The sequence below is a fragment of the Bacillus sp. FJAT-28004 genome (assembly GCF_001280845.1).
In the GTDB taxonomy this organism is placed as follows: domain Bacteria; phylum Bacillota; class Bacilli; order Paenibacillales; family Paenibacillaceae; genus Pristimantibacillus.
This window is the reverse complement of record NZ_LGHP01000001.1, coordinates 4268160-4294543: the sequence shown is the minus strand read 5'-3', so window position 1 is coordinate 4294543 and position 26384 is coordinate 4268160. Positions and strand designations below refer to the sequence as shown.

The window sequence follows — 26384 nt, the reverse complement described above, 5'->3', positions numbered from 1 at the left end:
ACTTACCTCTCACTCCATATTCATTCTTTCTAGAACACCATAATCCTGTTGCTACTTCATCGGTAGTAGTACTTGTAGATTCACGGCTAATTATCCATCCTAGTCAAAAAACTCTCATATCGCCTACCTTGTAGTTTCCGCTTTTTCCCAAAAAGGTTTAGCTCTTCCTGTTAGGATGTTAAATACTCCTACCCATTGTGCACTAATTGTAACGCAGTAATAATAAACCAGCGTCAACAATTTATTATTGTTTTTAGTCACTACTTTGACCACAGCTAAAGAATAAAATAATGCCTGCCCTAAAAAAGTCATCATATAGAACCAAGATTCAGGAATTAATAAAATATTGGAGACTAATACAATTAAATGTGAGATCCATAGTAGGTACCTACACGTTCTATGTCCAAAATAAAAATACGGGAACCATTTGTACTTATAAATATTAAGGATTCTTAAATCAGGTAGAATATGTTTTAATAAATTTCTATTCATTCTTACTTTACGACCAAATTCATCTTCAATAACTTCTCCAGCTTTTTCATATGCTATAGCGTCATGATTAGCAATCGCTCGCTTTCCTTGGAGTGCATACAACGAAGGCATCGCACTGTCGTGACACTGTATTGGATTAAAATCATAATAGTCTTTTGTCCTACAAGCATATAATGCTCCATTGCCAGCAGTTATGGTTTGAATTCTACCTTCAATTTCACGGAGAGCTACATCACTATCCCAATAACTTGCTTCAGCATTACTTACATCACTGGATGCTTGATTAATAAGTGATAATCTACCTGAAACGTAAGCAATATCATCTGAAGTGAATGCTGACATAAGCTCTTTAATTGATTCCTTATCCATAATAGAATTCGCATCTGTCATAACGAGGTATTCAGTTGTCACTGTTTTTTGCGCTTCATTTTGAGCATTTGTTTTTCCTTTTCGCGCCTTAATTTCACAGAGTCTTATTTCTCTATCTGGGTGTTCTTGAATAAACTTTATGACAATTTCATTTGTTCTGTCAGTACTATTATCTGAGGCGACTAAGATATCTATTTTTTCTTTAGGATAGTTTAGCGATAGGAGATTCTGCAATTTTTTAAATATTACTTTTTCCTCATTGTGAGCTACTACCATAACCGTTACATTTGGTTGATGAGAGTAATCTTTTAGAACTTTTCTATTTCCATACAATTTTCCTATTATATTTAAGGATAACGGATAACCAATCATTGCCCACACTATAACAAAACCACTTAAGAAAAATAACACTTTCATTATGGATTCCATTGAGATTCTCCTTTACACCGTCTTCACTGAATCTAACTATATTATGAAGCAAAATTTACATTCCAACGCTATTATCTGGTCTTTTAGTCAGTTCCATTGTAACTCTAGCCTCTGAGTTAATGCCTTCTCTTAGGAGAACTGTTTTTATAGTTGCTAATATAATTTCACACTCTTTTAAGAATCCCATTGTCTCTATGTATTGAATATCAAGGTCGAACGTCTCTTCCCAACTAATGTTATTCCTTCCACTTATTTGTGCTAACCCAGTCAATCCTGGTCGAACTTCATGACGACGACGTTGATGCTCATTATACATAGGTAGATACTCAACTAGTAAGGGTCTCGGTCCTATAAAGGACATGTCACCTTTTATAATGTTAAATAACTGAGGAAGTTCATCGAACGATGTAGAGCGTAAGAAAGATCCGAACTTTGTAAGTCTGACAGAGTCAGGAAGTAACTTTCCATTTTCATCTCTTTCATCGGTCATTGTTCTAAATTTATAAACCGTAAAAATTTTCTCATTTAAACCTGGCCTTTGCTGTTTAAACAATATCGGTCCTCCAAGTTTAATTCGGGCTATACAAGCCAGCAATATTAATATTGGAATCAAAATAATGAACGAAAATAAAGATATAGTAAAGTCCATGGGTCTCTTTACTAATCTACTGTATATGTTACTTTTTGACGTCCTCATTATTAACACCACAATCCTTTAATAATCTCCACTACTCGCACTAAGTCATCATCTGTCATCTTCGTATCCGAAGGTAAACAAACCCCGTTTTCAAACAATTTCTCAGAAACATTTGTTCCTATAAAATCATGTTCCTCGAAAAATGGTTGCAAATGCATCGGTTTCCAAATCGGTCTACTTTCGATATTTTCTTTCTCCAATGCCTTCATTACATCACTAGGCCTAACTTTACCAGTTAATAAAATTGCACTTAACCAATAGTTTGGTTCATCCCAATCATTATCTGGCATTAATTTGATGCCCGGAAGCCTTGACAGCTCATTCTTATAGTATTGATAGATATATCTTTTCTTTGTAACTCTTTGCTCCAACACTTTAAGTTGTCCTCTGCCAATTCCGGCAATAACATTACTCATTCGATAATTAAAACCTAGCTCACTATGCTGATAATGCTGTGCAGTGTCTCTCGATTGAGTAGCCCAAAATCTAACTTTAGACACCCGCTCTTCATCGTTAGAAACTAGCATTCCACCACCAGACGTAGTAATAATCTTGTTACCATTAAAGGAGAAAATTCCGTAATTACCTAGAGTGCCTGTCTGCTTCCCTTTATAGAATCCCCCTAAAGACTCTGCCGCATCTTCAATCAAAGCTACATTATGGCGATTACATAACTCTATGATTTTATCCATGTCTGCCGATAAACCATAGAGATGTACTACAATAACTGCTTTTACATTAGGGTATTTATGAAATGCTTTTTCCAACTGTACAGGGCACATATTCCATGTTTCGTAATTACTATCTATAAAAATAGGGATAGCATTCTGATAGATAATAGGGTTAGCCGTTGCTGAAAAAGTGAGTGTTGAACAGAATACAATATCTTCTTTCCCAACTCCTGCCGCTCTCAAGGCCAAGTGAATAGCACTGGTACCCGATGATAGTGCTGCTGCAGTACCAATCTCAACTTTAACAGCGAATTCTTCTTCGAACTGATCGACATTTTTGCCTAATGGAGCAATCCAATTTGTATCGAAAGCTTCTTGTACATATTTCATCTCGTATCCTTCATCACTCATGTGTGGTGATGACAGAAATATTCTATCTCTCATTGCTAAGTTGCTCTCCTTTCTATGCACTCACTGGGTTTCATAAACACAAACTTTTGATATAATTAACTTTCACTTATACTTACCGCTCACTTAACAATTTTACGTGGTTATACAAATTGAATTTATTACCTACGTTACTGGATTAGTGTATCTTAGGATCTAACTTGGGATTTATACTCATCAATGATGGACTCTAAGTGCTCTAGTAAATCACTCTTCAAGTCTTCCCTCTGCAATGCAAATTCTAATTGAGTCTTAATAAAACCAAGCTTCTCGCCTACATCATACCGAGTGCCTTCGAAGTCATAAGCGTATACCGCTTCGAAGCGGTTCAAATGGGCGATGGCGTCGGTGAGTTGGATCTCACCGCCTGAACCTGGAGATTGGTTTTCTAAGATATTGAAAATACTAGGGCTAAGGATGTAGCGACCCATAATGGCGATATTCGATGGAGCTACTTCAAGCTTCGGCTTCTCGACAAGATGCGATACGCTGTAGAGCCGATCTTGGACAAGATTTCCATCAACGATACCGTAACGGGAGACTTCGTCCTTCGATACAGTCTGTACACCAATAATCGATGATTTATAACGGTCATACTGCTCAATCATCTGTCTTAAACATGGTTTATCTGCTTGTACGATATCATCACCTAGTAATACAGCAAAAGGTTCATTGCCTATAAACTTTCGAGCACACCATATTGCATGTCCTAACCCTCTAGCCTCTTTTTGACGAATATAATGTATATCCACCATTTTTGAAGATTTTTGCACTTCGTTTAACAGCTCAAACTTCCCTTTTTCGAATAAATTTTGCTCCAATTCGAATGAGTTATCGAAATGATCTTCAATAGCTCTTTTTCCCTTGCCAGTGACAATAATGATGTCTTCGATTCCTGATTCTATTGCTTCCTCTACAATATATTGAATAGTAGGTTTATCAACGATCGGCAGCATTTCTTTTGGCATAGCTTTGGTCGCTGGTAAAAATCTTGTCCCAAGACCAGCTGCCGGTATGATAGCTTTACGAACCTTCAATTTATTGCCCCCAATAACTATAATGTTACATCTTTTTATTTTTCGTTAACAACCTCATCATAAGACTTCCCTTTACTCATCCCATACTTCTTAGCCACCTGAATCAACTCATCATATTGCTCAGCAGATAACTTATCGAGGATAATGCTGCGAGCTTTTTTCTTCTCCTCTACACTCATTCCACCACTAGCAAGAGCTTGCAACTCTTTTATATCCGACATACTAAGCTCTTTAAGCAATACGGTTGAAACCTGTGCCTTCTCAGACACCGTTATTTTTTCTTGAAGATTCTTAGCTTTTTCTAGTGATACCTCGGCGCTATAGCCGTCTTTTGACTTATCGTCTTCTTTTGATTCAATAGAACCAGTTTCAGCCTTGTTCGAACCTTCTGATTCTACTTTCTCAGTATTACCTGCAGGGTCTTTCACTGTTTCATCCGTACCAACCGTAGACGAAGGATCATCCGTTACTATCTTATCCTCGGCCTGCTCATTTGGCTTCGTATCTGGAGTTACCACTTCATTCAACAAATCACTTTCAAGATCAGCAGCTAACGTGGAAATAAACTTATCCACAGCATAATTAGCTGCAAATAAGCCTCCCACTCCGAGTATTACAATAATTGATGCGACCCAGACTAAAATCTTCTTCCATTTTTTCTTACGCATATGTAATCTCCTCCGTTATGTTTGGTTGTCTGTTAGGATACATGTGAATAAAAAGGAACAAGATGCTCGATAACATCTTTAATTGTCGTTTGATTTTCTCCAATGACTTTCTCAATTCGCTTGAACTGAAGCTCAAGTTCTACTCTATTAATTTGTGTTGGCTTGCCTATGTAAATCCGTTCATGTTGAGTAGACGATACTGCTTCTTCATCCGTTAGCAGCTCCTCGAACAGCTTCTCACCTTCGCGCATGCCGCTAAAATTAATTTCAATATCCACGTTAGGCTCATAACCTGATAATCGAATGAGATCTTGAGCTAAATCCAGAATTCGAACCGGCTGTCCCATGTCTAAGACGAAGATTTCTCCGCCCTTGGCGAATGATCCCGCTTGAATAACGAGCTGAACCGCCTCAGGTATCGTCATGAAATATCTGACCATGTCGGGATGAGTAACGGTAACCGGTCCGCCTGCAGCAATTTGCTGCTTGAACCTTGGAATAACGCTGCCGCGACTTCCCAGTACGTTACCGAACCGAACTGCTACGAACTGGGTCTCACTTATTGTATTAATACTCTGTATGTACATCTCTGCTATTCTCTTGGTCGCTCCCATTATGCTTGAAGGATTAACAGCTTTATCGGAGGAGATCATTACGAACCGTTCTGCTTTATATTTATCCGCACAATCCGCTACGTTTCTTGTCCCAAACACATTGTTCTTCACTGCCTCTGATGGGTTTCGTTCCATTAGTGGTACGTGTTTGTGCGCAGCTGCATGGAATACGACCTGCGGTCTAAACCTGCGGAACACGTCATCCAAACGGCTTCGATCTTGAATATCTGCAATAACCGTTTCCAAATGAACATCTGGAAACTTCGTTTTTAGCTCCATCTCAATCGTATAAATACTATTCTCGCCGTGTCCAAGCAGAAGTAATGTTTTGGGCCTAAAAGAAGAAATTTGTCTGCATAGTTCTGAACCAATCGATCCGCCAGCACCTGTTACAAGAACGACTTTATCTGATACATAATTGGCTATGCCTTCTAAATCCGTCATAACAGGTTCTCTTCCAAGCAAATCTTCTACTTCAACATTACGTAAAGCTTTTACTGCAAGGCGGCCTTTAATAAAATCATTAATAGAAGGAATAATCTTGACCTTCGCTCCGGTAAGCTTGCAAATATTTATAATCTCCGTTATATGTACCCGCTTTGCGGAAGGCATCGCGATAATAATGTCTTGGATATGATGTTTATGTACAATCTCTTCAATGTTCATCCGAGTACCAAGAACAGATAAACCTACTACCTGCATATTGCGTTTATGTGGATCGTCATCAATAAATCCAATAATTCGATTACCAACAAAGCTGTTGCTTGTCATAATTTCCTTTGCAATTAGCGCTCCACAGTCTCCAGCACCAACGACAAGTACATTATTCGTTAAAGCAGTCTTTTTTGTTCTATTTACTCGGATTAATCGCCAGAGGAAGCGTGATCCACCCATTAATAACAGCATGAGTTCAAGCGTTCGGCTAGTAATGGAAATAGGAACTCGTTCCCCACTAATTGCGTAAGCTGCTCCGTAAGATAAGATAAGCCCGATTATTATTGCCTTAGCAAGCTCAATAATTTCCCCAATACTGGCATATTGCCACATTCGTCTGTACATTCGGAAATAGGCTAGGCTGAATCCGCAAATCACGGTTGTTAAAAAAGCGAACTGAAGCATCTGTTTTTCGTAGATGGGAGGGATATTTCCGTCAAAACGAAAGAGATAGGATATCCCTATTGCTATCCATATAATACAAATATCTACCACCAGTATGACAAGCATTCTATTTCTATTACTCAACTAACTCATCCCTCCGCACAAAGACATCTACGAGTATTTTTCTTTATTTCTCTTGAACACCATAATAATAGTAATAAGCCTCTTCATTCGCCTTGCGCTTCACATTATTCAGCACGACACCCAAAATACGTGCATTCACGCTTTCCAGGTTCTTTACTGCTTTGCTAGCGATATCCCTCTTCACTTTGCCTTGATCAACGACAAGAATAACGCCATCACTCTTGGTAGCTACAATCTGTGCATCCGTTACCGCAAGCAGCGGAGGCGTATCAATTAAGATAATGTCGTACATCTGTCTTAGCTGCTCAATAATAGAAGTCATTCTCTTTGAGTTCATCATCTCTGCCGGGTTAGGCGGTATGGCACCTGATGTCATCACATCCAGATTAGGAATATCTGTACCTTGTATTCCATCCTCTAGCGAGCATTGCTGTGAAATAACGGAAGATAAACCAAGCCGATTAGTAATAGAGAATGTATGATGCGCAGTAGGCTTACGAAGATCGGCGTCGATAAGAACGACCTTCTTCTCGGATTGTGCGAAAGTGACAGCCAGATTCGTTATGGTTGTCGACTTCCCCTCACCAGGGCCTGCCGAGGAGACCATTAACACTTGTAGCTTTTCATCTATTGAAGAGAACTCTATGTTCGTCCTCAGAGCGCGATAGGATTCTGATATGGGAGAACGAGGATTCGTTAGCGTAATGATCTGACGCTTATTTTTCAATCGAGACACCCTCTAATTCACCTGCCTTGTAAGTTTGTTTTGTTTTGCTGGTTTGGCTAGAATTAGCATCCTCCGTATTCATTCTTGAGATCATGGCAAGCGTGGGCTGGCCCAAAAACTGCAGCACATCTGCTTCGGTTTTAATCGTGTCATCCATATACTCAAGCAAGAATGTAATACCTACAGCAATCATTAAAGATACAATAAACGCAATTGCGGTATTAAGAGGAACGTTAGGAGAAACAGGACTTGGCTGTGCATCGACCACGGCTTCATTCAGAATCGATACATTCTCGACTTTAAAAATATGCTGGATCTCTTCACGGAAAACATTCGATACCGCATTTACAACTTGAGCCGCTTGCTTATAATCCACATCTTGTACGACTAATGTCATGACCTGTGTATTATTTACAGAGCTAACCTGAATTTTACGGGAGAGCTCAGTTGCTGTAAGTCCAAGCTGCGGATATTGCTTAGCCACTTTATCCAAAATAGCCGGTGTTTTGATAATCTCTTTGTAAGTATCGATCATCTTAATGTTGGAGTTAATTTGATTCAGATCAAGCTGGCCGGTTGCCATCTGTGTTGTGGTTTGATTTACGATTATTTTTGTTGAAGCCTCATAAACAGGATCTTTAAAAAACATACTAATAACGGCCGCTACTGCTGTGCAAAGGAAAACAAATACTATGATAAGCGCTAATCTCTTCTTAATGATCGCCATATACTGTCGTAAATCTAGTTCGTTAGACATACTATATTCCTCCATCGGATATAGTCATTTAGAATGAGAATATAATCCTCAAGAACTATATCTTACCACATAATAATCTATAATCTAGCAATACCCTATATATTCCCGAAAAAAATCTTCCTCTCATCCACATGAGAGGAAGATTTTGTGTATATTTTAGCTTAGTTGTCGAAATTTAGGGCACGGTAAATAATTACAGCTGCCTCTGCACGAGTCGCATTGTTATTTGGCAAGAACTTGCCTGCATTTCCAACTACGATTTTGTGAGTTGCCGCAAATGCAACGCCATCTTTTAATGACGCATTAATTTTACCAGCATCTGCAAAGTCCTTCAGAGCAGCATTTACATCAGCCACGTCTGATGCCCCTTGCGATACTTTCAATGCGCGAGCGATCATCGTTGCCATCTCAGCACGAGTAATCGTTGCATTAGGATCAAATTTGGTATCCGAACGGCCGTTAATGATTTTCAGTTGTGCTGCAGCAGCTACGTAAGGAGCATACCAAGCAGCTGAATCTACATCGGCAAAACCTTCTGTAGCTGAACCATTCTCTAGATCAAGAGCACGGATAAGCATCTTCGCAAACTCAGCGCGAGTTACTTTATCCTTCGGTGCAAATAGACCCACCGATTTACCTTCGATTGCGCCTTTAGCAGCGACAACGCTAATTTCGCGACCAGCCCAAGCTTCTACAGAAGCAATATCACTGAACGAAACTTTGTTTTCTACAACTACATAAGAGGAGAACGAATCACGAGATTCGATAATTGAGCTGCCAGATACGCGTCCACCGTGGAATACAAGCTTGCCATCAACGATTTTTGCTACTGAAAGCAGCTCTTTATCAAGGCCAGTTGTATCGCCCAGCGGGATGCTGATTACGATCGGTTGATCGAATGAAGTTTTCGCAACACCGCCAACCGTTAGGTTGAAGTCATAAACTTCCGACACTGATTTCAATGTGCCTACAACCTCTGCTGATGCATCACTCTTCTTAATGGTAAGAGCAATAGCAGAAGAGAACGAACCGCCAACTGGAACCGTCACTTCAAATTTACCAATCGTGAATGTAACACCTGATACATTGCCGTCTGCTGCAGCCTTAACAACTGCATCAGAAAGGTTAAGAACAACATCCTTCTGCGATACTGCACCTAGATCAATTTTCAAAGTAGTCTTCGCAACTGCTGATGCTGGTGCTACTTCTTTAACTTTAGCTGCAACAGCATTAATGCCGGCAATTGCTGACAACACACTTTTCTCATCCAATTGAAGAACTGCTTGACCGTTTACAATAGTAACACTCGAAGATGCGCTAATTGCAGCTAGCTTAGCAATCTCTGCTTTCGCATCAGTAACAAATTTAGCCACAATAGCAGCTTTCTCAGCATCTGTCGCTTTATCAAGCGCTGCTTTCAAATCATTAAGCAATTTGTCAGTTGATACAGGAAGTGGAGTAACTGGTGTTACTATGCCACCGCCTGGAGGATTAGTGGTTGGAGGTGTAGTTGTGTTCAGTGATTTATAAGCAGTGTATAAAGCTCCAGCAGCAGCAAGAAACTTAGTATCGTCCTTAATTGCTATTTTTGCTTGAGACAATACTTCAAGTACATCTTCAGTCGTTACGCCATAGTGAAGGAATATCTTCTCAACTGCATATTCATTGTCAGGCAGTGCAGCAAGCACATCCTGCAGCAGCGCATTAAGGCTGTTCGAATCCTTAATAATATCTAAAAGTCCCGCCAAGTCCTTAGATTCAACTTGCTTAATAAGCTCTTTTTGAATATCAAAGAAATATTTAGCAATATCATCTACTGTAAGATCAGTCACTCCTGCTTCAGTAGCAAAAGATTGAAGCAGTGTTCCATATTTTGTGCGCAATTCTTCAAGTCCAGCAACGGAAGGGTTATATGATAGCTTCACAGCATCATGGAAAAGGTTTTCCAATTGTGTTTCTTCGCTGCCCGTAGGTTTGAACTTGTCTACAATCGGCGCTACGATGTCACCTTTTACATTAACGTCCAAGGCATCCAGTTCAAGCTGAAATGCTTCAACTGCAGCTAATCCGCCAGTGCTAACAAGAGCGGCACGCAATTTTTTCAAATCCGATACTAGCTGAGTATCAGCCAACGACGAGGATGCATGAACAACCCCATTCACTCCAAGCTTCTCTGCCAAACCTTTGCTGCTTAGCGGAATGCCAGCGAGTGCCGTAAGGGCTACGCTTGCCGCAATTGTAGAAACTGCTATTTTTTTTCTTAATGTCACTTTCTTCACTCCTAATTATATGATAATAGTTGCACTCATCTAATAGATGAATGACTAATAACGCCGGTAGAAGCAATTTATGTATGCGATTCCTTCAACTGTCAATCACTCTAGCATACACTATTTTTTGTAAAAATAGGAAATAAAACGACGCAGTACCCCGTCAGAAGAAGATATTGTAACAGGCTGATTATGTATAGGTTTGTCTTCTAACACGGACTGAGCGTTCAATTGCAAATAATTCACCCACTGTTCTCCCATCCGCCTCTCAATGGACGCATAGGCTTCACCAAGACGAAAGCCGCGCCGCTCAATATGATGAGCATCGGAAGAAACAAAATGGATATGCCCCGCCTTCAACAATGACCATGCGGATTGTTCTATGCGCTTACCAAATCCCCCAAGCAGTGAATGGGTCGTAACCTGTGCGAATGCGCCTGCTTCAATGAGCTCAGCTAATCGATCTGGATGCTTCACAACCTCTGCATTTCTTTCGGGGTGCGCGATAATTGGTTTCAACTTCAACACCTTAAGCTCATGTACGAGCTCAATCATCGCCTTCGGGATACGAGAGGATGGCATCTCAACCAACACATAACTAGAGCCGGCTAAGGGAAGCAGCTCTTTTCTATACCAAGCATCTAGCAGATCATCATGAACGCGAATTTCTTGACCTGAGCGTACAGCAAGAGGCACACCCGCAGCTATCAACTGGTCGTTAATAGTGTGAGTGTGCTTGGCTACGTCATCCGCTGTATTGATATAGGTTCCATTGGCATGGTGCGGAGTTGCGATGATTGTTGTAATTCCCTCTGATACAGCTGCCCGGGCCATATTCAAAGTATCATCGAAACTAGCCGCACCATCATCCAATCCAGGTAAAATATGCGTATGGATGTCTATCATGCTGATTTCACTTCCTAGTAGAATTTACCCGATAGGTAGGTTTGAATCTATTCTACCATAGGAAAATGGATCTTTCAGCACTTCTCCCTACAATTCGACAGTAATTACTCTCACTTTTTTTATTATATCCTACTATTTCCAAAAGTGTAAGTAAAAAATTGTAAAATGGAAAAATTGTTCAAAAAGGTTTCAGACTACAGCAGCTCTTTACGCAGTTCTGCTGCGGATTTTGGTGAAAGATAGCCGTACGGAATGTCGAACACAGTCTTCGCTCCAGCTTGTCCTTCGCGAGCAAACTTATAAGCAGCTCTAGCGTAAGCAACGAGCACACTTGCCGTAAACTCCGGGTTGCTATCGAGCTTCAAGCCGAATTCAATAATTTGCGTGCTATTTTCACCTGTCTTGCCGCTGCGAAGCACCATACCGCCGTGAGGCATTGTGGAATGTTCGGCTTTCAAAGTCGCTTCATCAATGAAATGCACAGTTGTATTATAATCCGAGAAATAGTTCGGCATCGTGCGAATTTCCTCTGCAATCGCCTCTTGATCAGCACCTTCCTCTGCTACGATGTAGCAATCACGGATGTGCTTCTCACGCGTTGTAAGCTCAGGATTTTCGCCGCCACGAACTCGTGCCACTGCTTCATCGCTCGGAATTGTGTATTGAACGCCGTTCTTTACACCCTTCACTCGACGAATCGCATCCGAATGGCCTTGGCTTACGCCTTTGCCCCAGAACGTATACTCCTTGCCTTCCGGCAATATAGCTTCAGCAAGTAAACGATTCAAAGAGAATAAGCCTGGGTCCCAGCCTGTAGATATAACACTTACTTTATTACTCGTTTTGGCTACTGCATCAACCTGATCAAAATATTCAGGAATACGCGCATGCGTGTCGAAGCTGTCAACCGTATGGAATAAGCGGGCAAAAGCAGGAACCTGCTCTGGCAAGTCCGTTGCCGAGCCGCCGCATAAAATCATAACGTCGATATCATCGACAAAGTTCTCAGCATCTTCAATCGTATACGCTTTTGTAGCTGACGGTATAGATGCCGGGTCTCTGCGAGTAAATATCGCATCCAATCTCATATCTGGACTTTGTCTGATCGCAAGCTCTACGCCGCGTCCAAGATTGCCGTAACCGACAATACCGATGCGAATCTGTTCTGTCATGACGCCGCCACCTCTTCTTATTTTATAAAAATATTAGATCCAACCTCTAGCTTCCATTGCTGCTGCGATCCGTTTAATTGAAATCATATAAGCAGCCGTACGAAGATCAGTGTCATGCTCCTTAGCAAGATCACGAACAGCTACATAAGAAAGAATCATATTCGTCTCAAGCTTCTCAAGAACTTCTGCTTCGCTCCAGTAGTAGTTCGCCAAGTTTTGTACCCACTCGAAGTACGAAACCGTAACACCGCCTGCATTTGCAAGTACGTCAGGAATAACTGTGATGTCGTGGCTCCAAAGAACGCGATCCGCTTCTGGTGTCGTTGGTCCGTTCGCAGCTTCTGCAACGATTTTTGCTTTAATGCGATCTGCATTTTTAGCTGTAATAACGTTCTCTAGAGCAGCTGGTACCAAAATATCAACATCAAGCTCAAGCAAATCTTCGTTTGAAATGTAATAGGACTCGCCATACTCACGGATGGAAGTCGTATCCTTTAGTATGGATACCTGTTCGATATCCAATCCATTCGGATCGTAAATTCCGCCTCTGGAGTCGCTAACTGCTACAACTTTAATGCCTGCTTCGCTAAGCAAACGCGCAGCAATGCGGCCAGCGTTACCGAAACCTTGAATCGCTGCAGTAGCATTTTGAACAGGAATATTCTTATCTTGAAGTGCTGCCAAGATTGTGTATACACAGCCTTGTGCTGTTGCTTCATTACGACCTTTGGATCCGCCAAGGATAAGCGGTTTACCTGTAATAACGCCAGGTGAGTTAACACCTTTTAGTCTGCTATAAGTATCCATCATCCAACCCATGATTTGTGGAGTCGTGTATACGTCCGGTGCAGGGATATCTTTGTCAGGACCTACAAAGTCAGCGATAGCTTCCATGAAAGCGCGGCTAACACGTTCTAGCTCGCCTTTGCTAAGAAGATGTGGATCACAAATAACTCCGCCCTTGCCGCCGCCGTATGGCAGACCAACAACGCCGCATTTAAAGCTCATCCACATGGAAAGTGCTTTTACTTCATCAAGCGTTACATCTGGGTGAAAGCGAATGCCGCCCTTAGTCGGTCCAATCGCGTCATTATGCTGGGCACGGTAACCTTCGAACACACGAATAGAGCCATCATCCATACGAACTGGGAAGTTAACCGACAGCACGCGCTTCGGTTGCTTCAAGATGTCTGTAACATGCTTAGGCAGCTGGAGATGTGCCGCTGCAGTATCAATTTGCTGCTGTGCGATTTGGTACGGATTTAACGTTTCTTCTACTATACTCACTGTCATTTTAAGTTCAGTCCTTCTTCGTAGAGTCCGACTCCCATTCCATGGATTAGCCGCTTTTTTGATTTTACCTTTTTCGTACGTATTTTAAAAGAAAAATTTCGCTATAAAGTGCAAAAATTCAACATTTTTATCCATTGTCATGTAAGGTTTCATTCAATGTTAGTAACCTTGACACTATTTGTGCTTTAATAATCCTTTTTATGTAAAAAATAAAAGGGTTTCACGATAAGCTAGTGCAGCTTATTGCGAAACCCTTACATGAGATTTTTTTAAAGTAACTAACATTTCGTTCCGTATACTTCCAGACCAAAACACTAATTAAAGCACTTAACCGCCTATCTCCGCCGCTGGCACGGTCGGTTCGGTTCGTGGTTTGCTCTCGATGCTGATCCAAATCAATCCCGCTGCCATGCAGCCTGCACCGCACATTTGCAGCAGCGCAATTTTCTCATCGAACATCACGTAACCAGCCACAACAGCTGCTGCTGGAACCGCATAACGAAAGAAGTTCGACCGCGTCGCTCCAACCTTAAACATACAAGCATTCCAAACAACAAACGCTACTACCGTGCAAATCAACACATTATATCCAATGGATAAATAATGTCCTGTCTTAAGGCCGGACCAGTCCGTTTGCCCCCAAGCACCGAAGGTGAGCGGCAGCATAAACAACGACCCAAATGCAATCGTCCACGTACTTACCCGAAGAGCTGAATATTGCTTCATAAGCGACATGGAGCTTAGATTAAATAACGGACCAACGATACTGACTCCAAGCGCCATCGCGTTGCCGATCATATTCTCTGAAGAGAGACTGAAGCTTTCACCGCCGCCAAGTATGACGAAGCATACCCCAACAATGGATATCGCCCCGCCAACAACAAGCCTCTTCGTAATGGTTTCGCGCATGAACAAAGGTGCAAACAATGCAGCGAAGATCGGCCATGGCGCCACGTTCAGCAGCGACGCATTGGCTAAGGTTGTATATTTAATCGAGTACATTACCGTAATTTCAAGCAGCGTAATGCCGACCAGCCCAATTAAAGCAAGCTTCGGCACGATTCGCCACGGAATACCCACGCTGCCCTCAGTCAGCTTAAGAATGAGAAAGAAAAATGGAATAGCCAAACCAAATCTCAAAAACGAGAAAACGATTGGATTAAACGACTCCATGGCTAACCGCGATATGCCGAAGTTCGCCCCCCACACAACAGCGATTAGAATAAGACCGCCATAATTCATCCATTTGTTATTCATGCTCTCCGCCCCATCTATTCACATTTGTCGCCTGATCTGGAAATATCTCATCCATCATAGCATGGGAACAATCAGAAAAATGCCTTCTATTTGGTTTACTTCTTATGCATTTTAAACTCGAGGAACAACTCGTTGTAATGGGCTAACATTCTTTTGCCGAGATTGTCATAAACCTCAAGCCTTCCAGTCAGCTCCTCATTCGGATAAAAGCGCTCATCGGTCGCAATATCCTCCGGCAGCAGCGCCAGCGCCGCATCATTCGGGGTCGAATAACCGACATACTCCGCGTTCTGAGCAGCCACTTCAGGGTCGAGCATAAAGTTAATAAATTGATGCGCGCCCTCGATATTTCTTGCCGTCTTCGGAATAACCATATTATCGAACCACAGGTTCGAACCTTCCTCTGGAACGATATAATCCAGCTTATCGTTCTCATCCATAATTTCCGATGCATCGCCTGACCAGACAAGCCCCACAGCTGCTTCCTCATTCGCAAGGAGCATCTTAATCTCGTCTCCAACGATAGCTTTGACGTTAGGCGTCATCTGAAGCAACTTCGCTTTTGCCTCCTGCAAATGAGCCTCATCTGTATCATTAAGCGAATAACCCAAAGAGTTTAAACCCATGCCCATAACTTCGCGCGCGCCATCCAGCAGCAGGATCTGATTGCGCAGACTATCATCCCACAGATCATTCCAACTAGTGAAGGTAAGGTCACCCACTAGCTCTGGATTGAACACAATCCCGACTGTCCCCCAAAAATAAGGAATGGAATAAGCATTATCGGGATCAAACGACAAATTCATGAAACGTGGATCGATATACTTTAAATTCGGAAGCTTCGAGTGATCGAGCTTCAAGAGCAAACCTTCCTCGTTCATTTTGCTAATCGCATACTCAGAGGGAATACTCACATCAAACGTCGTACCGCCTTGTCCAATTTTGGTCATCATAGCTTCATTCGAATCGAAGGTTTGATAAATGACCTTAATGCCTGTCTCGTCTTCAAAACGCTCGAGCAGTTCGGGATCGACATAATCGCCCCAGTTGTAAATCGTCAGTGTATTGTCACCGCTGTAGCCCTCACTATCATTCAGATAGGCAGTCAGGTAGATAAGGCCAAATGAAACAACAAACACGACAACGAACATACGCACCAACTGTGTCATTAGTGCCCCTCCTTGCTAGACGGCTTCACATTCCGTTGGTTAATGAAGTAATAACCAACGACGAGTATGATCGTAAATAAGAAAATAAGTGTCGATAACGCGTTGATCGATAGCGACACACCTTGGCGCGCCCGTGAATAAATTTCCACAGACAACGTCGAGAAGCCGTTCCCTGTCACGAAGAATGTTACCGCAAAGTCATCGAGCGAATACGTCAGCGCCATGAAGAACCCTGCGAATATACCCGGCTTGATGAACGGAAGCACAACGCGTGTCAGCACCTGCCATGAGCTTGCACCTAGATCATGCGCCGCATCAATCAGCGTCGAGCTCATTTCCTGCAGCTTCGGCAGTACCATAATAACGACAATCGGAACACTGAATGCGATATGCGATAGCAAGACGGACACAAAGCCCAGCTTGATGCCAATCATCGTAAATAGGATTAGAAAGGACGCGCCGATGATGACATCCGGACTGACGATCAGTACGTTATTGAGCGTCAAAAGCGATTGCTTCGGTCGATTCCTGCGGATGTGATGGATAGCAATGGCGCCAACAACACCTAGAATCGTCGAGATTGCAGCGGACAACAGTGCAATGACGAACGTATTCAAGACGATGATGAGCAAACGCGTATCCTCGAAAACCTCTTTGTAATAATCGAGCGTGAAGCTCTCGAAATTGCGCATCGATCCGCCGCTATTGAACGAGTAAAACATTAAATAGAAAATAGGCGCGTAGAGCACTGCAAATACGAGTACGAGATAGATGTTCGACCATTTATTTTTTCCGCTCATCTGCCGCACCTCGCTTTCGATTGCCGGTTAACAGCATCATTGCAGCCATCGCTAGAATCAAGAACACAGCAATAGTCGAGCCCATACCCCAGTCCTGCGTCACGAGAAAATGCTGCTCGATTGCCGTACCGAGTGTAATAACCCTATTGCCGGCAATAAGTCTCGTGATCATGAACAGCGATAGTGCAGGTATGAATACAGCCATACAGCCGGACTTCACACCACTGATGGTTAGAGGGAAGATGACACGACGGAACGTCGTCCATGCCGAGGCGCCAAGATCACGCGCCGCATATACGAGCGTCGGGTTCATCTCCTCCAGCGCATTAAAGATCGGCAAAATCATGAACGGGATAAAGATATAAACGGATACGAATATAAAGCTGAAGTCAGTAAACAAAATTTGCTGTTTCCCAATGCCGATCGCTTCCAGCACGGAATTTGCAAAGCCATATGTACCGAACAAACCAATAAACGCATAAGCCTTGAGCAGCAAATTAATCCAGCTTGGCAATATAATGAGCAGCAGCCATAGCTGTTTATGCTTGGTCTTCGTCAATAAATAAGCAGCCGGGTACGCTACGAGCAATGATATTGCTGTTATCAGAAACGCGTACCAAAAGGAGCTAAGCGTCATTCGCATATATACCGGCGTGAAAAACTTCACATAATTGTCCAGCGTGAAGTTGCCTTCCACATCAAAGAAGGAGTAATAAGCGATTAATACAATCGGCGCAATAACGAAAAGCACGATCCAAGCCATATAAGGTATGAGATAAAAACTACGTGATTTATTCGACATCTGCAGCCTCACTGTACGCTTCAAGACGCTTATCGAATTCTTCTTCCGTTTCACCCAGTCTCATGACATGTATCGCTTCTGAGTCAAAGGTCAATCCGATCTGCTCTCCGACCGTCGCTTTGCGAGTGGAATGGACAAGCCACTCATTACCCGATTCATCGTAACAGCAAATCTCGTAATGCACGCCGCGGAACAGCTGTGAATCAACCCGCACCTGCAGCTTGCCGTTCTCCGATGAAGTAATTTCCAAATCCTCCGGCCTGATTACGATATCAACTGCCTCGTTCGGCGTGAGTCCTTGATCGACGCATTCAAAAGAATGACCTGCGAACTCCACTTCGAAGTCGCGTACCATTCGGCCTGGCACAATATTGGATTCTCCAATGAAATCAGCGACAAAGCGATTGATCGGCTCATCATAAATATCTGTTGGCGTTCCGCTTTGTTGAATTTTCCCTTCATTAATAACGAAAATTTCGTCAGACATCGCCAGCGCTTCCTCTTGGTCATGCGTAACAAAAATAAACGTGATTCCAAGGCGGCGCTGCAGCTCGCGCAGCTCGTACTGCATCTCTGTGCGAAGCTTAAGGTCAAGCGCAGAGAGCGGTTCGTCCAGCAAAATAATTTCCGGTTCGTTCACGATTGCGCGTGCGATTGCAACACGCTGCCGCTGACCGCCAGACATCTCAGAAATCTCCCGTGATTCATAGCCGTCCAAGTTGACGAAACGAAGCGCATCCTTAACTTTATTCGTCACATCGGCGTTTTTCATCTTCTTGATTCGCAGGCCGAAGGCAACATTCTCGAAAACATTTAGATGAGGAAATAGAGCGTAATCCTGGAACACCGTATTCACTTGCCGCTCATTCGCAGGCACGCGGTTAATGACTTTTCCATGAAAATAGATTTGACCCTCCGAGGGTTCAGTGAAGCCAGCTATCAGCCGGAGCACCGTCGTCTTGCCGCAGCCAGACGGACCAAGCAGCGTATAAAATTTTCCTCGCTCTATTGTAAAGCTGACGTCTTTGAGAACGGCAGCAGCGTTATGAGCATATTGCTTTGTCACATGTTCAAAGCGAATAATCGTTTGGTCTTGCATATCGCATTCCCCTTTGCATTTTTAGAAGAAACAATAGTGATTATACAGCATCCCCGAAAATCAGCAATACTAAAAGGAAAAATGATGTCAACAATGCTCATGACGCAACCTATTTTTCAATTCATTGAATATGAAAGCGCTATACATTACGATTAATTCAGGTTCACTTAGTGAACATTATTATACATTGGAGGTTTAAGCATGAGTAAACTGACATCCGAGCAACCGGTATCCGGCGGAGTTAAAGTTTCCGTACAACGATTTGGTCGTTTTTTAAGCGGCATGGTCATGCCGAATATTGGCGCTTTTATTGCATGGGGACTCATAACGGCACTATTTATTCCAACAGGCTGGATTCCGAACGAGAGTCTAGCAACGCTTGTTGGACCGATGATTACCTACTTGCTCCCTATACTCATCGGTTATACCGGTGGTCAAATGATTCACGGCGTACGCGGAGGCGTAGTCGGCGCAATCGTCACACTCGGCGTTATTGCAGGGGCGGATATTCCAATGTTCCTCGGAGCCATGATCGTCGGCCCTTTCGCCGCATGGGTGCTGAAGAAATTCGATCAATCTATTGAAGGAAAGATTCCTTCCGGATTCGAAATGCTCATCAATAACTTCTCGTCTGGTATTATAGGCGGCGGGCTTGCATTGATTGCATTTAAGGGCATCGGACCCGTCGTAGCCGCAGTAAGCAAACTACTCGCTTCAGGTGTGGAGTGGCTAATCAACACAGGTTTTCTGCCGCTTGCGAATATTTTGATTGAGCCAGCTAAAGTATTGTTTCTCAACAACGCCATTAACCACGGCATACTAGGACCGCTCGCGCTGGATCAAGCATCGCAAGCAGGCAAATCCATCATTTACATGCTGGAATCCAACCCAGGACCAGGTCTTGGCATTCTACTTGCTTATTGGGTGTTTGGCAAAGGAATGGTTAAGCAATCGGCGCCAGGCGCTGTTGTCATTCATTTCTTCGGCGGTATTCATGAAATTTACTTCCCGTATATCCTTATGAATCCGCGCTTGATTATTGCAGCTATTGCCGGTGGTGTAGCCGGTACATTCACCTTCTCTATCTTCGGAGCAGGCCTTGTCGCCGCACCTTCGCCAGGCAGTATTATCGCCTACATCACCATGACACCAAAAGGTGGATTGCTAGCCATGTTGAGCGGTGTAGTAGTCGCAACAATCGTTTCCTTCCTTGTCTCTGCATTGCTTCTAAAAACCAGTAAGCAGAATGAGGATGCCGATAGCGAGCTTGAACTCGCTGCACAAAAAGTTCAGCAAATGAAAGCCGAATCCAAAGGCAATGTCGCTTCACCTTCCGCAGAACAAGTACAGCTAACGAAGGAGCAAGTCAACAAAATCGTATTTTCTTGCGATGCGGGCATGGGCTCAAGCGCTATGGGGGCTTCTATATTACGCAAAAAAGTAAATGCTGCTGCGCTGCCGATCACTGTTATTAACACGGCGATCAATGATATTCCAGGCGATGCAGACATCGTGATCACTCATAAAACATTAACCGACCGCGCAAGGCTAAAAGCGCCAAACGCCGAGCATATTTCTATCGATAATTTCCTCAAAAGTCCTGAGTATGACTTGCTCGTACAAAGACTAAGTTCATAACATCATACTTAACGCTGACAGATTTCTGTCGGCGTTAAGTCCATTCTTCTGCTAAGGAGGATAGCCTATCAAAGCCTCAACTAGGCAACGTCGAATTATCGAACTGCTGCTGAGTCAAAAGCAAGAAATTACCGCAGCCGATATCGCGTCCATCGTCGGAACGAGCACAAGGACGATCCATCGCGAGCTTACCGATATTGAATCGTTACTAGCCGCAAATGGTATTGTTCTTCACAAAATAGCTGGGCTTGGCATCCGAGTAGAAGCAGACAAAGATACTCTCGAGCGATTCAAGCAATCGTTCGAGCCGTCTGATTTCTTTGAATATTCGGCTGAAGAACGCAAAATTATTATTCTCTGCAGGCTGCTCGAACATGACGAGCCGATAAAGCTATTTTCTCTCGCTCACGAGCTGCGCGTAACGATGCCAACCATCAGCCACGATCTTGATGAGCTGGAGAAAATGATTGTAAAGCAAGGGATGACCCTCATTCGAAGAAGAGGTTACGGCGTTGAAATTATTGGACCTGAAGAAGCAAAACGTCATTCAATTAGCTTGCTTGCAATGAATCATCTCGACGACTCTGATTTATTCGGGCAATTCAAGAACCTCGCGGTCTCGAATCCGATCACGGCACAGCTGCTCGACATGATCGGCAAAGAAAACTTTAAGAGACTCGAGCACACTCTATGGGAACTAAACGATGAATGGCCCATCACTTTAAACGAGTCTGACTATACAAGATTGCTTATTAAGCTGTCGGTTGCGTTAACCCGCATAGAGCAGAACTACTTCGTTTCGGCGAGTGAATATCATTCAGGCGAAATCATTTCATTACTGCGGAGCCTGCTTGATGTGCTTAATCTACAGCTTCCAATAGAAGAACAAATTTATCTTTCTCAATTGCTAGGCAGCGAAGCTTTTCCAGAGAGTGGTCTTTTGATCCATCATGACGATATGCCGACCATCGAAGGCGTCAAGCAGCTCATCCACTATGTAGAGGATCAGCTGCACATGCCGCTTATGGAGGATCGATCGCTTGAGGAAGGACTTATTCAGCATATAAAACCAGCTTTCCAACGCATTAAGGACGGTATCGCGATACGTAATCCGATGCTAGTGCCAATAAAAAAGGAATATGGCCCGTTATTTTCGATTGTTCAAAGCGGTGTGCAACAGGTTTATACACATTTAAAAGTGCCTGATGAGGAGATCGGTTATATCGTCATGCATTTCGGAGCTTCCTTGGAGCGGTTGAAGCCTTTTCCAAGAAAGATAAGAGCTGTTCTCGTCTGCACGAGTGGCATTGGTTCCTCCAAGCTTTTAGCTGTCAAAATTGCTAACGTACTGCCGCAAATCGACCTGATCGGTCATTATTCATGGTATGAAGCGACAAGACTTCCGCCTAGCCGCTATGACTTGATCATTTCAACTGTTGATTTGCCTTTAGAGCCGGACCGCTACATTAAGCTGAGTCCCATGCTCACGCCGGAAGAAACAAATAAGCTTCGCAGCTATATAGAGGGCACAACCTTAAAGAAGGTCAACCCCGCCCTTTCAGCAGACGAAGACAAGGCCGGTCAATCACCTATGGATCGCTTGCTGCAGCTTCAGCTGTACTCCGGCATCGTTCTTCGGCTGCTTGATGGCTTCCATGTGCATGACCTGCCGCTATTAGAAGGTCAAGAGCAGTTGGAGAATCAGCTGCCTAGCATGCTCTTCTTGTTCGAGAAACCGTATATTGCTGCAAATAGCGATAAAATAGTCGATCAATTGCTGGCAAGAGAGCAGCAAGGCAGTCTTGTCATACCAGACACCGAGCTCGCCCTGCTTCATACACGCAGTGAGTGGATCAAAGAGCCGCTGCTTGCCCTATATCGGTATGATAGACCTCTGCAGCTTGGCGAGGACGAAGAAGCTCAGGCCAAGCACCTGTTGATGATGCTTGGCCCTCTCAAGCTTGATTCCTATAGTCTGGAGCTGCTTAGTGAAATTAGCGCAATGCTGCTGCTGCCGGATCTGCTTACTTTACTTGCGCATGATCATGCGGCAAGCATCAAGTTGTTTATCTCAAAGAAGCTGGAACAGTATATAAAAACCAAATTGGATTGGAGAGAATAGTCATGACCATTCTATCTACAGAGAAAGTAAAATTAAACGTTAATATAAAGGACAAATACGAAGCGATCCGCATGGTTGGACAAATGCTTGTAGACGCGGGACATGCGCCGCAGTCTTATATCGACAAAATGATTGAGCGCGAGGAGTCTCTTTCCACCTATATTGGCGGAGGACTCGCTATGCCTCATGGCACTAACGAATCAAAAGCGCTCATTCAATCGACAGGGATGGCGATCATTACCGTACCGGGAGGCGTGGACTTCGGCGGCGAGGAGCCGGCTCAATTAATTATCGGTTTAGCGGCAGTCGGCGACGATCACCTTGATATTTTGACCAATGTTGCTGTGCTCGTATCTGAGGAAGAAGACATGCAGCGCATATTGAACGCTTCCTCGGCACAAGAGCTGATTTCTATTTTTGAATCGGGGATGGAATCATGAAGGCTGTTCACTTCGGTGCAGGCAACATAGGCAGAGGTTTTATCGGTCTGCTGCTGCATAACGCGGGCTACGAGGTATGTTTTGTTGATGTGAATGACACCCTTGTGTCGCAGTTGCAAACAAAAGGGCAATATGCGGTGAAGATCGCTAACGAACAAGGCGATACGTATCTCGTTGACCATGTAACAGCTATTGACGGCAAAAATATCGATTTAGTCGCTGAGACAATTGCAGAAGCCGATATCGTCACAACAGCTGTTGGCGTATCGGTACTGAAGCATATTGCTGCTGCGGTTGCCAAAGGAATTGAGCTGAGACTAGGGAGCGGCAAAGCCACTCTTCCCATTATTGCGTGCGAGAATGCGCTTAGCGGCAGCACAATTTTGAAGCAATTCGTCTATGGCCACCTATCTGCGGAAGCACAGGCGGAGGCCGATCAGCATATCGTTTTCCCTGACGCCGCCGTTGACCGTATCGTTCCGCAGCAGCAGAACGAGGACCCTCTGCAAGTTACGGTCGAGCCTTTCTATGAGTGGACTGTAGAGCGCTCCCCTTTGCTAAATTCGTTAAAGGAAATTGACGGGGTACATTACGTCGATCAACTGGAGCCGTATATCGAGCGCAAGCTGTTCACTGTCAATACAGGGCATTGCGTTGCAGCGTATCACGGTTACCTAAAAGGCTACGAGACGATCCAAGAGGCGATGAACGACAACGAGGTATTGGCTGAGGTACGTGGCGCTTTGCAGGAATCGGGTGCCGCTCTTGTACAAACTTATCAATTCGATGAGAAAGAGCACGCTCTCTATGTTGAGCAAATTTTGGAGCGCTTCGTCAACCCGTACTTGGTAGACGAGGTTGTTCGAATCGGCCGCTCGCCGATTCGAAAGCTTTCTCCGAATGACCGTCTGGTTAGACCGGCCTTATTAGCTTACCAATACGGCATGCCTGCTACTCATTTGACAGCTGCTATGGCTGCAGCTTTACACTTTAATGCGACAGATGATCCCGAGGCTGCTCAGCTGCAAGCTTCCATAAAGGAACATGGCCTTCATTCTACGATAACCAAATATACAAGTTTAGATGAGCAGCATCCGCTTCATATACATGCAGCTGAGCAATACCGCAAGCTTGAGCAATCACTCCAATCCGCGGCGAAAGGAGAAAGAAATTAATGACACTATCACTTAAAGGGATAGCAGCATCACCGGGCATCGCCATCACCAAAGTGTTCCATCTCGCAGCCGATCGTTTCATTCCGGTTCAGCAATCTGTTCAAAACAGTGCGCAGGAGATTGAAAAGTTTCGCCATGCTGTTGCAATTACCCGAGATGAGGTCGAGGCGATTCGTACCTCAACGGAAGAGCGCCTTGGAGCAGACAAAGCGGAAATTTTCGAAGGACATCTGATGATTCTTGAGGATCCTGATCTTATTGAAGCGATTGAGCAAAAAATTTCCGATGAGGCCATGAATGCCGAATTCGCGCTGCACGAGGTCTCCCAATCCTTTATCGAGCTGCTGCAATCGATGTCCGATGAATTGCTGCGCGGGCGTGCTGTTGATATTGAGGATGTGTCCGGCCGCATCATGAGCCATTTGCGCGGCGTTTCGCATATCGACCTCGCCAACCTTTCGGAGGAATGTATTATCGTTGCGCGCGATTTGACGCCATCTGATACCGCCCAACTCAATCTGGATTTCGTACGAGGTTTTGTAACCGAAGTAGGCAGCCGGACATCCCATTCCGCCATAATGGCGCGTTCATTGGAAATACCCGCAATCGTGGGGATCGGCTCCGCGATTCATGATATTCCGGCACATGCCGTGATCGTCATGGATGCGAATCAAGGTGTCGTCCTTATCGAGCCAACTGAAGAGGAGCTGGCGGCTTATCAAGACAAGAAGCAGAAAGATGATCTGCGCAGAGTAGAATTAAGCAAGCTGAAGGATCAGCCTACTTTATCCAAGGATGACAAACAGGTTGAGCTGGCAGCCAATATCGGCAGCCTTGAAGATATTCAGCGGGCAATCGACAACGGCACCGAAGGTATCGGACTTTTTCGTACCGAATTTCTATATATGGGTCGCAGCTCCCTCCCTACTGAGGAGGAACAGTTCACCAGCTACAAATATGCGCTTGAAAAAATGAACCAGAAACCCGTCGTTATAAGGACGCTTGATATTGGCGGCGATAAGGAGCTTCCTTATATGGAGCTGCCGAAGGAAACCAATCCATTCCTCGGACAGCGCGCCTTGCGTCTGTGTCTGGATAGACAGGACTTGTTCCGTACGCAGTTGCGGGCGCTTCTCCGCGCCAGCCGCTACGGGAACTTGAAAATTATGTTCCCGATGATCGCTGTATTAGAAGAACTGCTTGAAGCGAAGAAGCTGCTTGAGGAAGAAAAACAGAAGCTAATTGCCGAAGGCGTTCAGCTTGCCGAGCATATCGAGGTTGGAATGATGGTTGAAATTCCAGCTGCGGCAGTCGCTGCCGACCTCTTCGCGCCTGAGGTTGATTTCTTCAGCATCGGAACTAACGATTTGATTCAATATACAATGGCGGCAGACCGTATGAATGAAACGGTATCGTACTTGTATCAGCCTTGGCATCCTTCCCTGCTTCGTCTCATTCGATTCGTCATTCAAGCGGCAGAGAAGGAAGGCAAATGGGTTGGCATGTGCGGTGAAATGGCAGGAGATCAGACGGCAATACCTTTGCTGCTCGGACTTGGCCTGCATGAATTCAGTATGAGCGCAGGCTCGATTCTACAAGCAAGAGAGCTGATTGGACAGCTCGACCAGTCCGAATGGTCCGTCCATGCCAATCAAGCGCTGACCATGCGGAGCACGCAGGAAATTACACAATTTGTAGAACGCACAAGAAACGGAGTGATTCATCATGATTAGCAAAACTTACACTATCATCAATCCGACAGGCTTTCACGTTCGTCCGACTAAAACCTTCGTCCAAACCGCCAGCACCTTCCCTTGCAAGATTAACGTGATTAATAAAGGGAAAAGAGTGAACGGCAAAAGCTCGCTAAGCATGCTTACACTAGGCATCGCGGCGAATGAAGAAGTCACTTTGGAAATTGACGGCGAACAAGAAGAACAGGCGCTCGAGGCGCTGGGTCAGCTGCTTACTGCCATACATGAATAGCTAATAATTAGCGGTTGTCCGAGAAAGAAGGCATCATGCCTTCTTTTTCGGACAGCCGTTTTATTTTATCCGGCATAACTAAGTTATGTATAGCGATTGGCCATT

General features: G+C 44.0%; 23 protein-coding genes and 1 pseudogene. 7 read left to right on the top strand and 17 right to left on the bottom strand.

The features are described 5' to 3' along the window. Positions 1–123 precede the first annotated feature (123 nt). From AC787_RS18695 to AC787_RS18615, 17 genes are all read right to left on the bottom strand, one after another. Positions 124–1290, bottom strand: a complete 1167-nt coding sequence (locus AC787_RS18695) for a glycosyltransferase family 2 protein (RefSeq protein WP_054026166.1) — start codon at positions 1288–1290, stop codon at positions 124–126. A 55-nt stretch (positions 1291–1345) separates the two neighbouring features. Beyond that, positions 1346–1987, bottom strand: a complete 642-nt coding sequence (locus tag AC787_RS18690; protein WP_054027136.1) for a sugar transferase — start codon at positions 1985–1987, stop codon at positions 1346–1348. 2 nt (positions 1988–1989) lie between these two features. Further along, positions 1990–3102, bottom strand: coding sequence for a DegT/DnrJ/EryC1/StrS family aminotransferase (locus AC787_RS18685; RefSeq protein ID WP_054026165.1), 1113 nt, complete (start codon positions 3100–3102; stop codon positions 1990–1992). Positions 3103–3254: 152 nt separating this feature from the next. Beyond that, complete coding sequence (gene galU, locus AC787_RS18680; RefSeq protein ID WP_054026164.1) at positions 3255–4142, bottom strand: UTP--glucose-1-phosphate uridylyltransferase GalU; 888 nt, start codon at positions 4140–4142, stop codon at positions 3255–3257. A gap of 35 nt (positions 4143–4177) precedes the next feature. After that, the gene (locus AC787_RS18675) at positions 4178–4810 is read right to left on the bottom strand and encodes a hypothetical protein (RefSeq protein ID WP_054026163.1); all 633 of its coding nucleotides are present in this window, start codon (positions 4808–4810) and stop codon (positions 4178–4180) included. Between the two features lie 32 nt (positions 4811–4842). Continuing rightward, on the bottom strand, positions 4843–6666 hold the full coding sequence (locus AC787_RS18670; protein WP_054026162.1) for a polysaccharide biosynthesis protein: 1824 nt from the start codon (positions 6664–6666) through the stop codon (positions 4843–4845). A gap of 43 nt (positions 6667–6709) precedes the next feature. Then, entirely contained in the window at positions 6710–7402 is a 693-nt protein-coding gene (locus AC787_RS18665; protein ID WP_054026161.1) for a CpsD/CapB family tyrosine-protein kinase, read from the bottom strand. Continuing rightward, complete coding sequence (locus AC787_RS18660; protein WP_054026160.1) at positions 7383–8150, bottom strand: YveK family protein; 768 nt, start codon at positions 8148–8150, stop codon at positions 7383–7385. Before AC787_RS18660 ends, AC787_RS18665 begins: the two co-directional genes overlap by 20 nt. 161 nt (positions 8151–8311) lie before the next feature. Then, positions 8312–10420 (bottom strand): S-layer homology domain-containing protein, encoded by a 2109-nt coding sequence (locus tag AC787_RS18655; RefSeq protein ID WP_054026159.1) that lies wholly within the window; start codon positions 10418–10420, stop codon positions 8312–8314. Positions 10421–10540: 120 nt separating this feature from the next. Beyond that, entirely contained in the window at positions 10541–11326 is a 786-nt protein-coding gene (locus AC787_RS18650; RefSeq protein ID WP_054026158.1) for a tyrosine-protein phosphatase, read from the bottom strand. Between the two features lie 194 nt (positions 11327–11520). Next, positions 11521–12498, bottom strand: coding sequence for a diaminopimelate dehydrogenase (locus tag AC787_RS18645; protein WP_054026157.1), 978 nt, complete (start codon positions 12496–12498; stop codon positions 11521–11523). Between the two features lie 33 nt (positions 12499–12531). Next, positions 12532–13791 carry a Glu/Leu/Phe/Val family dehydrogenase gene (locus AC787_RS18640; protein WP_054026156.1) on the bottom strand — a complete coding sequence of 420 codons (1260 nt, stop codon included), beginning with the start codon at positions 13789–13791 and terminating at the stop codon, positions 12532–12534. A gap of 327 nt (positions 13792–14118) precedes the next feature. Then, positions 14119–15048, bottom strand: coding sequence for a DMT family transporter (locus AC787_RS18635; protein WP_054026155.1), 930 nt, complete (start codon positions 15046–15048; stop codon positions 14119–14121). A gap of 95 nt (positions 15049–15143) precedes the next feature. Then, complete coding sequence (locus AC787_RS18630; RefSeq protein WP_054026154.1) at positions 15144–16217, bottom strand: ABC transporter substrate-binding protein; 1074 nt, start codon at positions 16215–16217, stop codon at positions 15144–15146. Then, positions 16217–17017, bottom strand: coding sequence for an ABC transporter permease (locus AC787_RS18625; protein WP_054026153.1), 801 nt, complete (start codon positions 17015–17017; stop codon positions 16217–16219). The genes AC787_RS18630 and AC787_RS18625 overlap by 1 nt, the downstream gene beginning before the upstream one ends. Then, positions 17001–17819 carry an ABC transporter permease gene (locus tag AC787_RS18620; RefSeq protein WP_054026152.1) on the bottom strand — a complete coding sequence of 273 codons (819 nt, stop codon included), beginning with the start codon at positions 17817–17819 and terminating at the stop codon, positions 17001–17003. The genes AC787_RS18625 and AC787_RS18620 overlap by 17 nt, the downstream gene beginning before the upstream one ends. Beyond that, positions 17809–18918: an ABC transporter ATP-binding protein gene (locus tag AC787_RS18615; protein WP_054026151.1), complete on the bottom strand. Its 1110-nt coding sequence runs from the start codon at positions 18916–18918 to the stop codon at positions 17809–17811. The genes AC787_RS18620 and AC787_RS18615 overlap by 11 nt, the downstream gene beginning before the upstream one ends. Before the next feature lie 201 nt (positions 18919–19119). On the opposite strand from AC787_RS18615, the gene AC787_RS18610 reads away from it, so the two are divergent. The 7 genes and pseudogenes from AC787_RS18610 to AC787_RS18585 all read left to right on the top strand — a co-directional run bounded on the left by AC787_RS18610 (position 19120) and on the right by AC787_RS18585 (position 26279). Further along, positions 19120–20556 (top strand): PTS mannitol transporter subunit IICB, encoded by a 1437-nt coding sequence (locus tag AC787_RS18610; RefSeq protein ID WP_054026150.1) that lies wholly within the window; start codon positions 19120–19122, stop codon positions 20554–20556. 67 nt (positions 20557–20623) lie between these two features. Beyond that, a pseudogene (locus AC787_RS35400) lies at positions 20624–20797 on the top strand (HTH domain-containing protein); the annotation flags it as partial. A 183-nt stretch (positions 20798–20980) separates the two neighbouring features. Then, positions 20981–22678, top strand: a complete 1698-nt coding sequence (locus AC787_RS18605) for a BglG family transcription antiterminator (RefSeq protein ID WP_054026149.1) — start codon at positions 20981–20983, stop codon at positions 22676–22678. Between the two features lie 2 nt (positions 22679–22680). Continuing rightward, positions 22681–23118 carry a PTS sugar transporter subunit IIA gene (locus AC787_RS18600; protein WP_054026148.1) on the top strand — a complete coding sequence of 146 codons (438 nt, stop codon included), beginning with the start codon at positions 22681–22683 and terminating at the stop codon, positions 23116–23118. Then, positions 23115–24293: a mannitol-1-phosphate 5-dehydrogenase gene (locus AC787_RS18595; RefSeq protein ID WP_054026147.1), complete on the top strand. Its 1179-nt coding sequence runs from the start codon at positions 23115–23117 to the stop codon at positions 24291–24293. Before AC787_RS18600 ends, AC787_RS18595 begins: the two co-directional genes overlap by 4 nt. Continuing rightward, positions 24293–26026 (top strand): phosphoenolpyruvate--protein phosphotransferase, encoded by a 1734-nt coding sequence (gene ptsP, locus AC787_RS18590; RefSeq protein WP_054026146.1) that lies wholly within the window; start codon positions 24293–24295, stop codon positions 26024–26026. The genes AC787_RS18595 and ptsP overlap by 1 nt, the downstream gene beginning before the upstream one ends. After that, positions 26019–26279, top strand: a complete 261-nt coding sequence (locus tag AC787_RS18585) for an HPr family phosphocarrier protein (RefSeq protein ID WP_054026145.1) — start codon at positions 26019–26021, stop codon at positions 26277–26279. The genes ptsP and AC787_RS18585 overlap by 8 nt, the downstream gene beginning before the upstream one ends. The last annotated feature ends 105 nt before the right edge of the window (positions 26280–26384 follow it).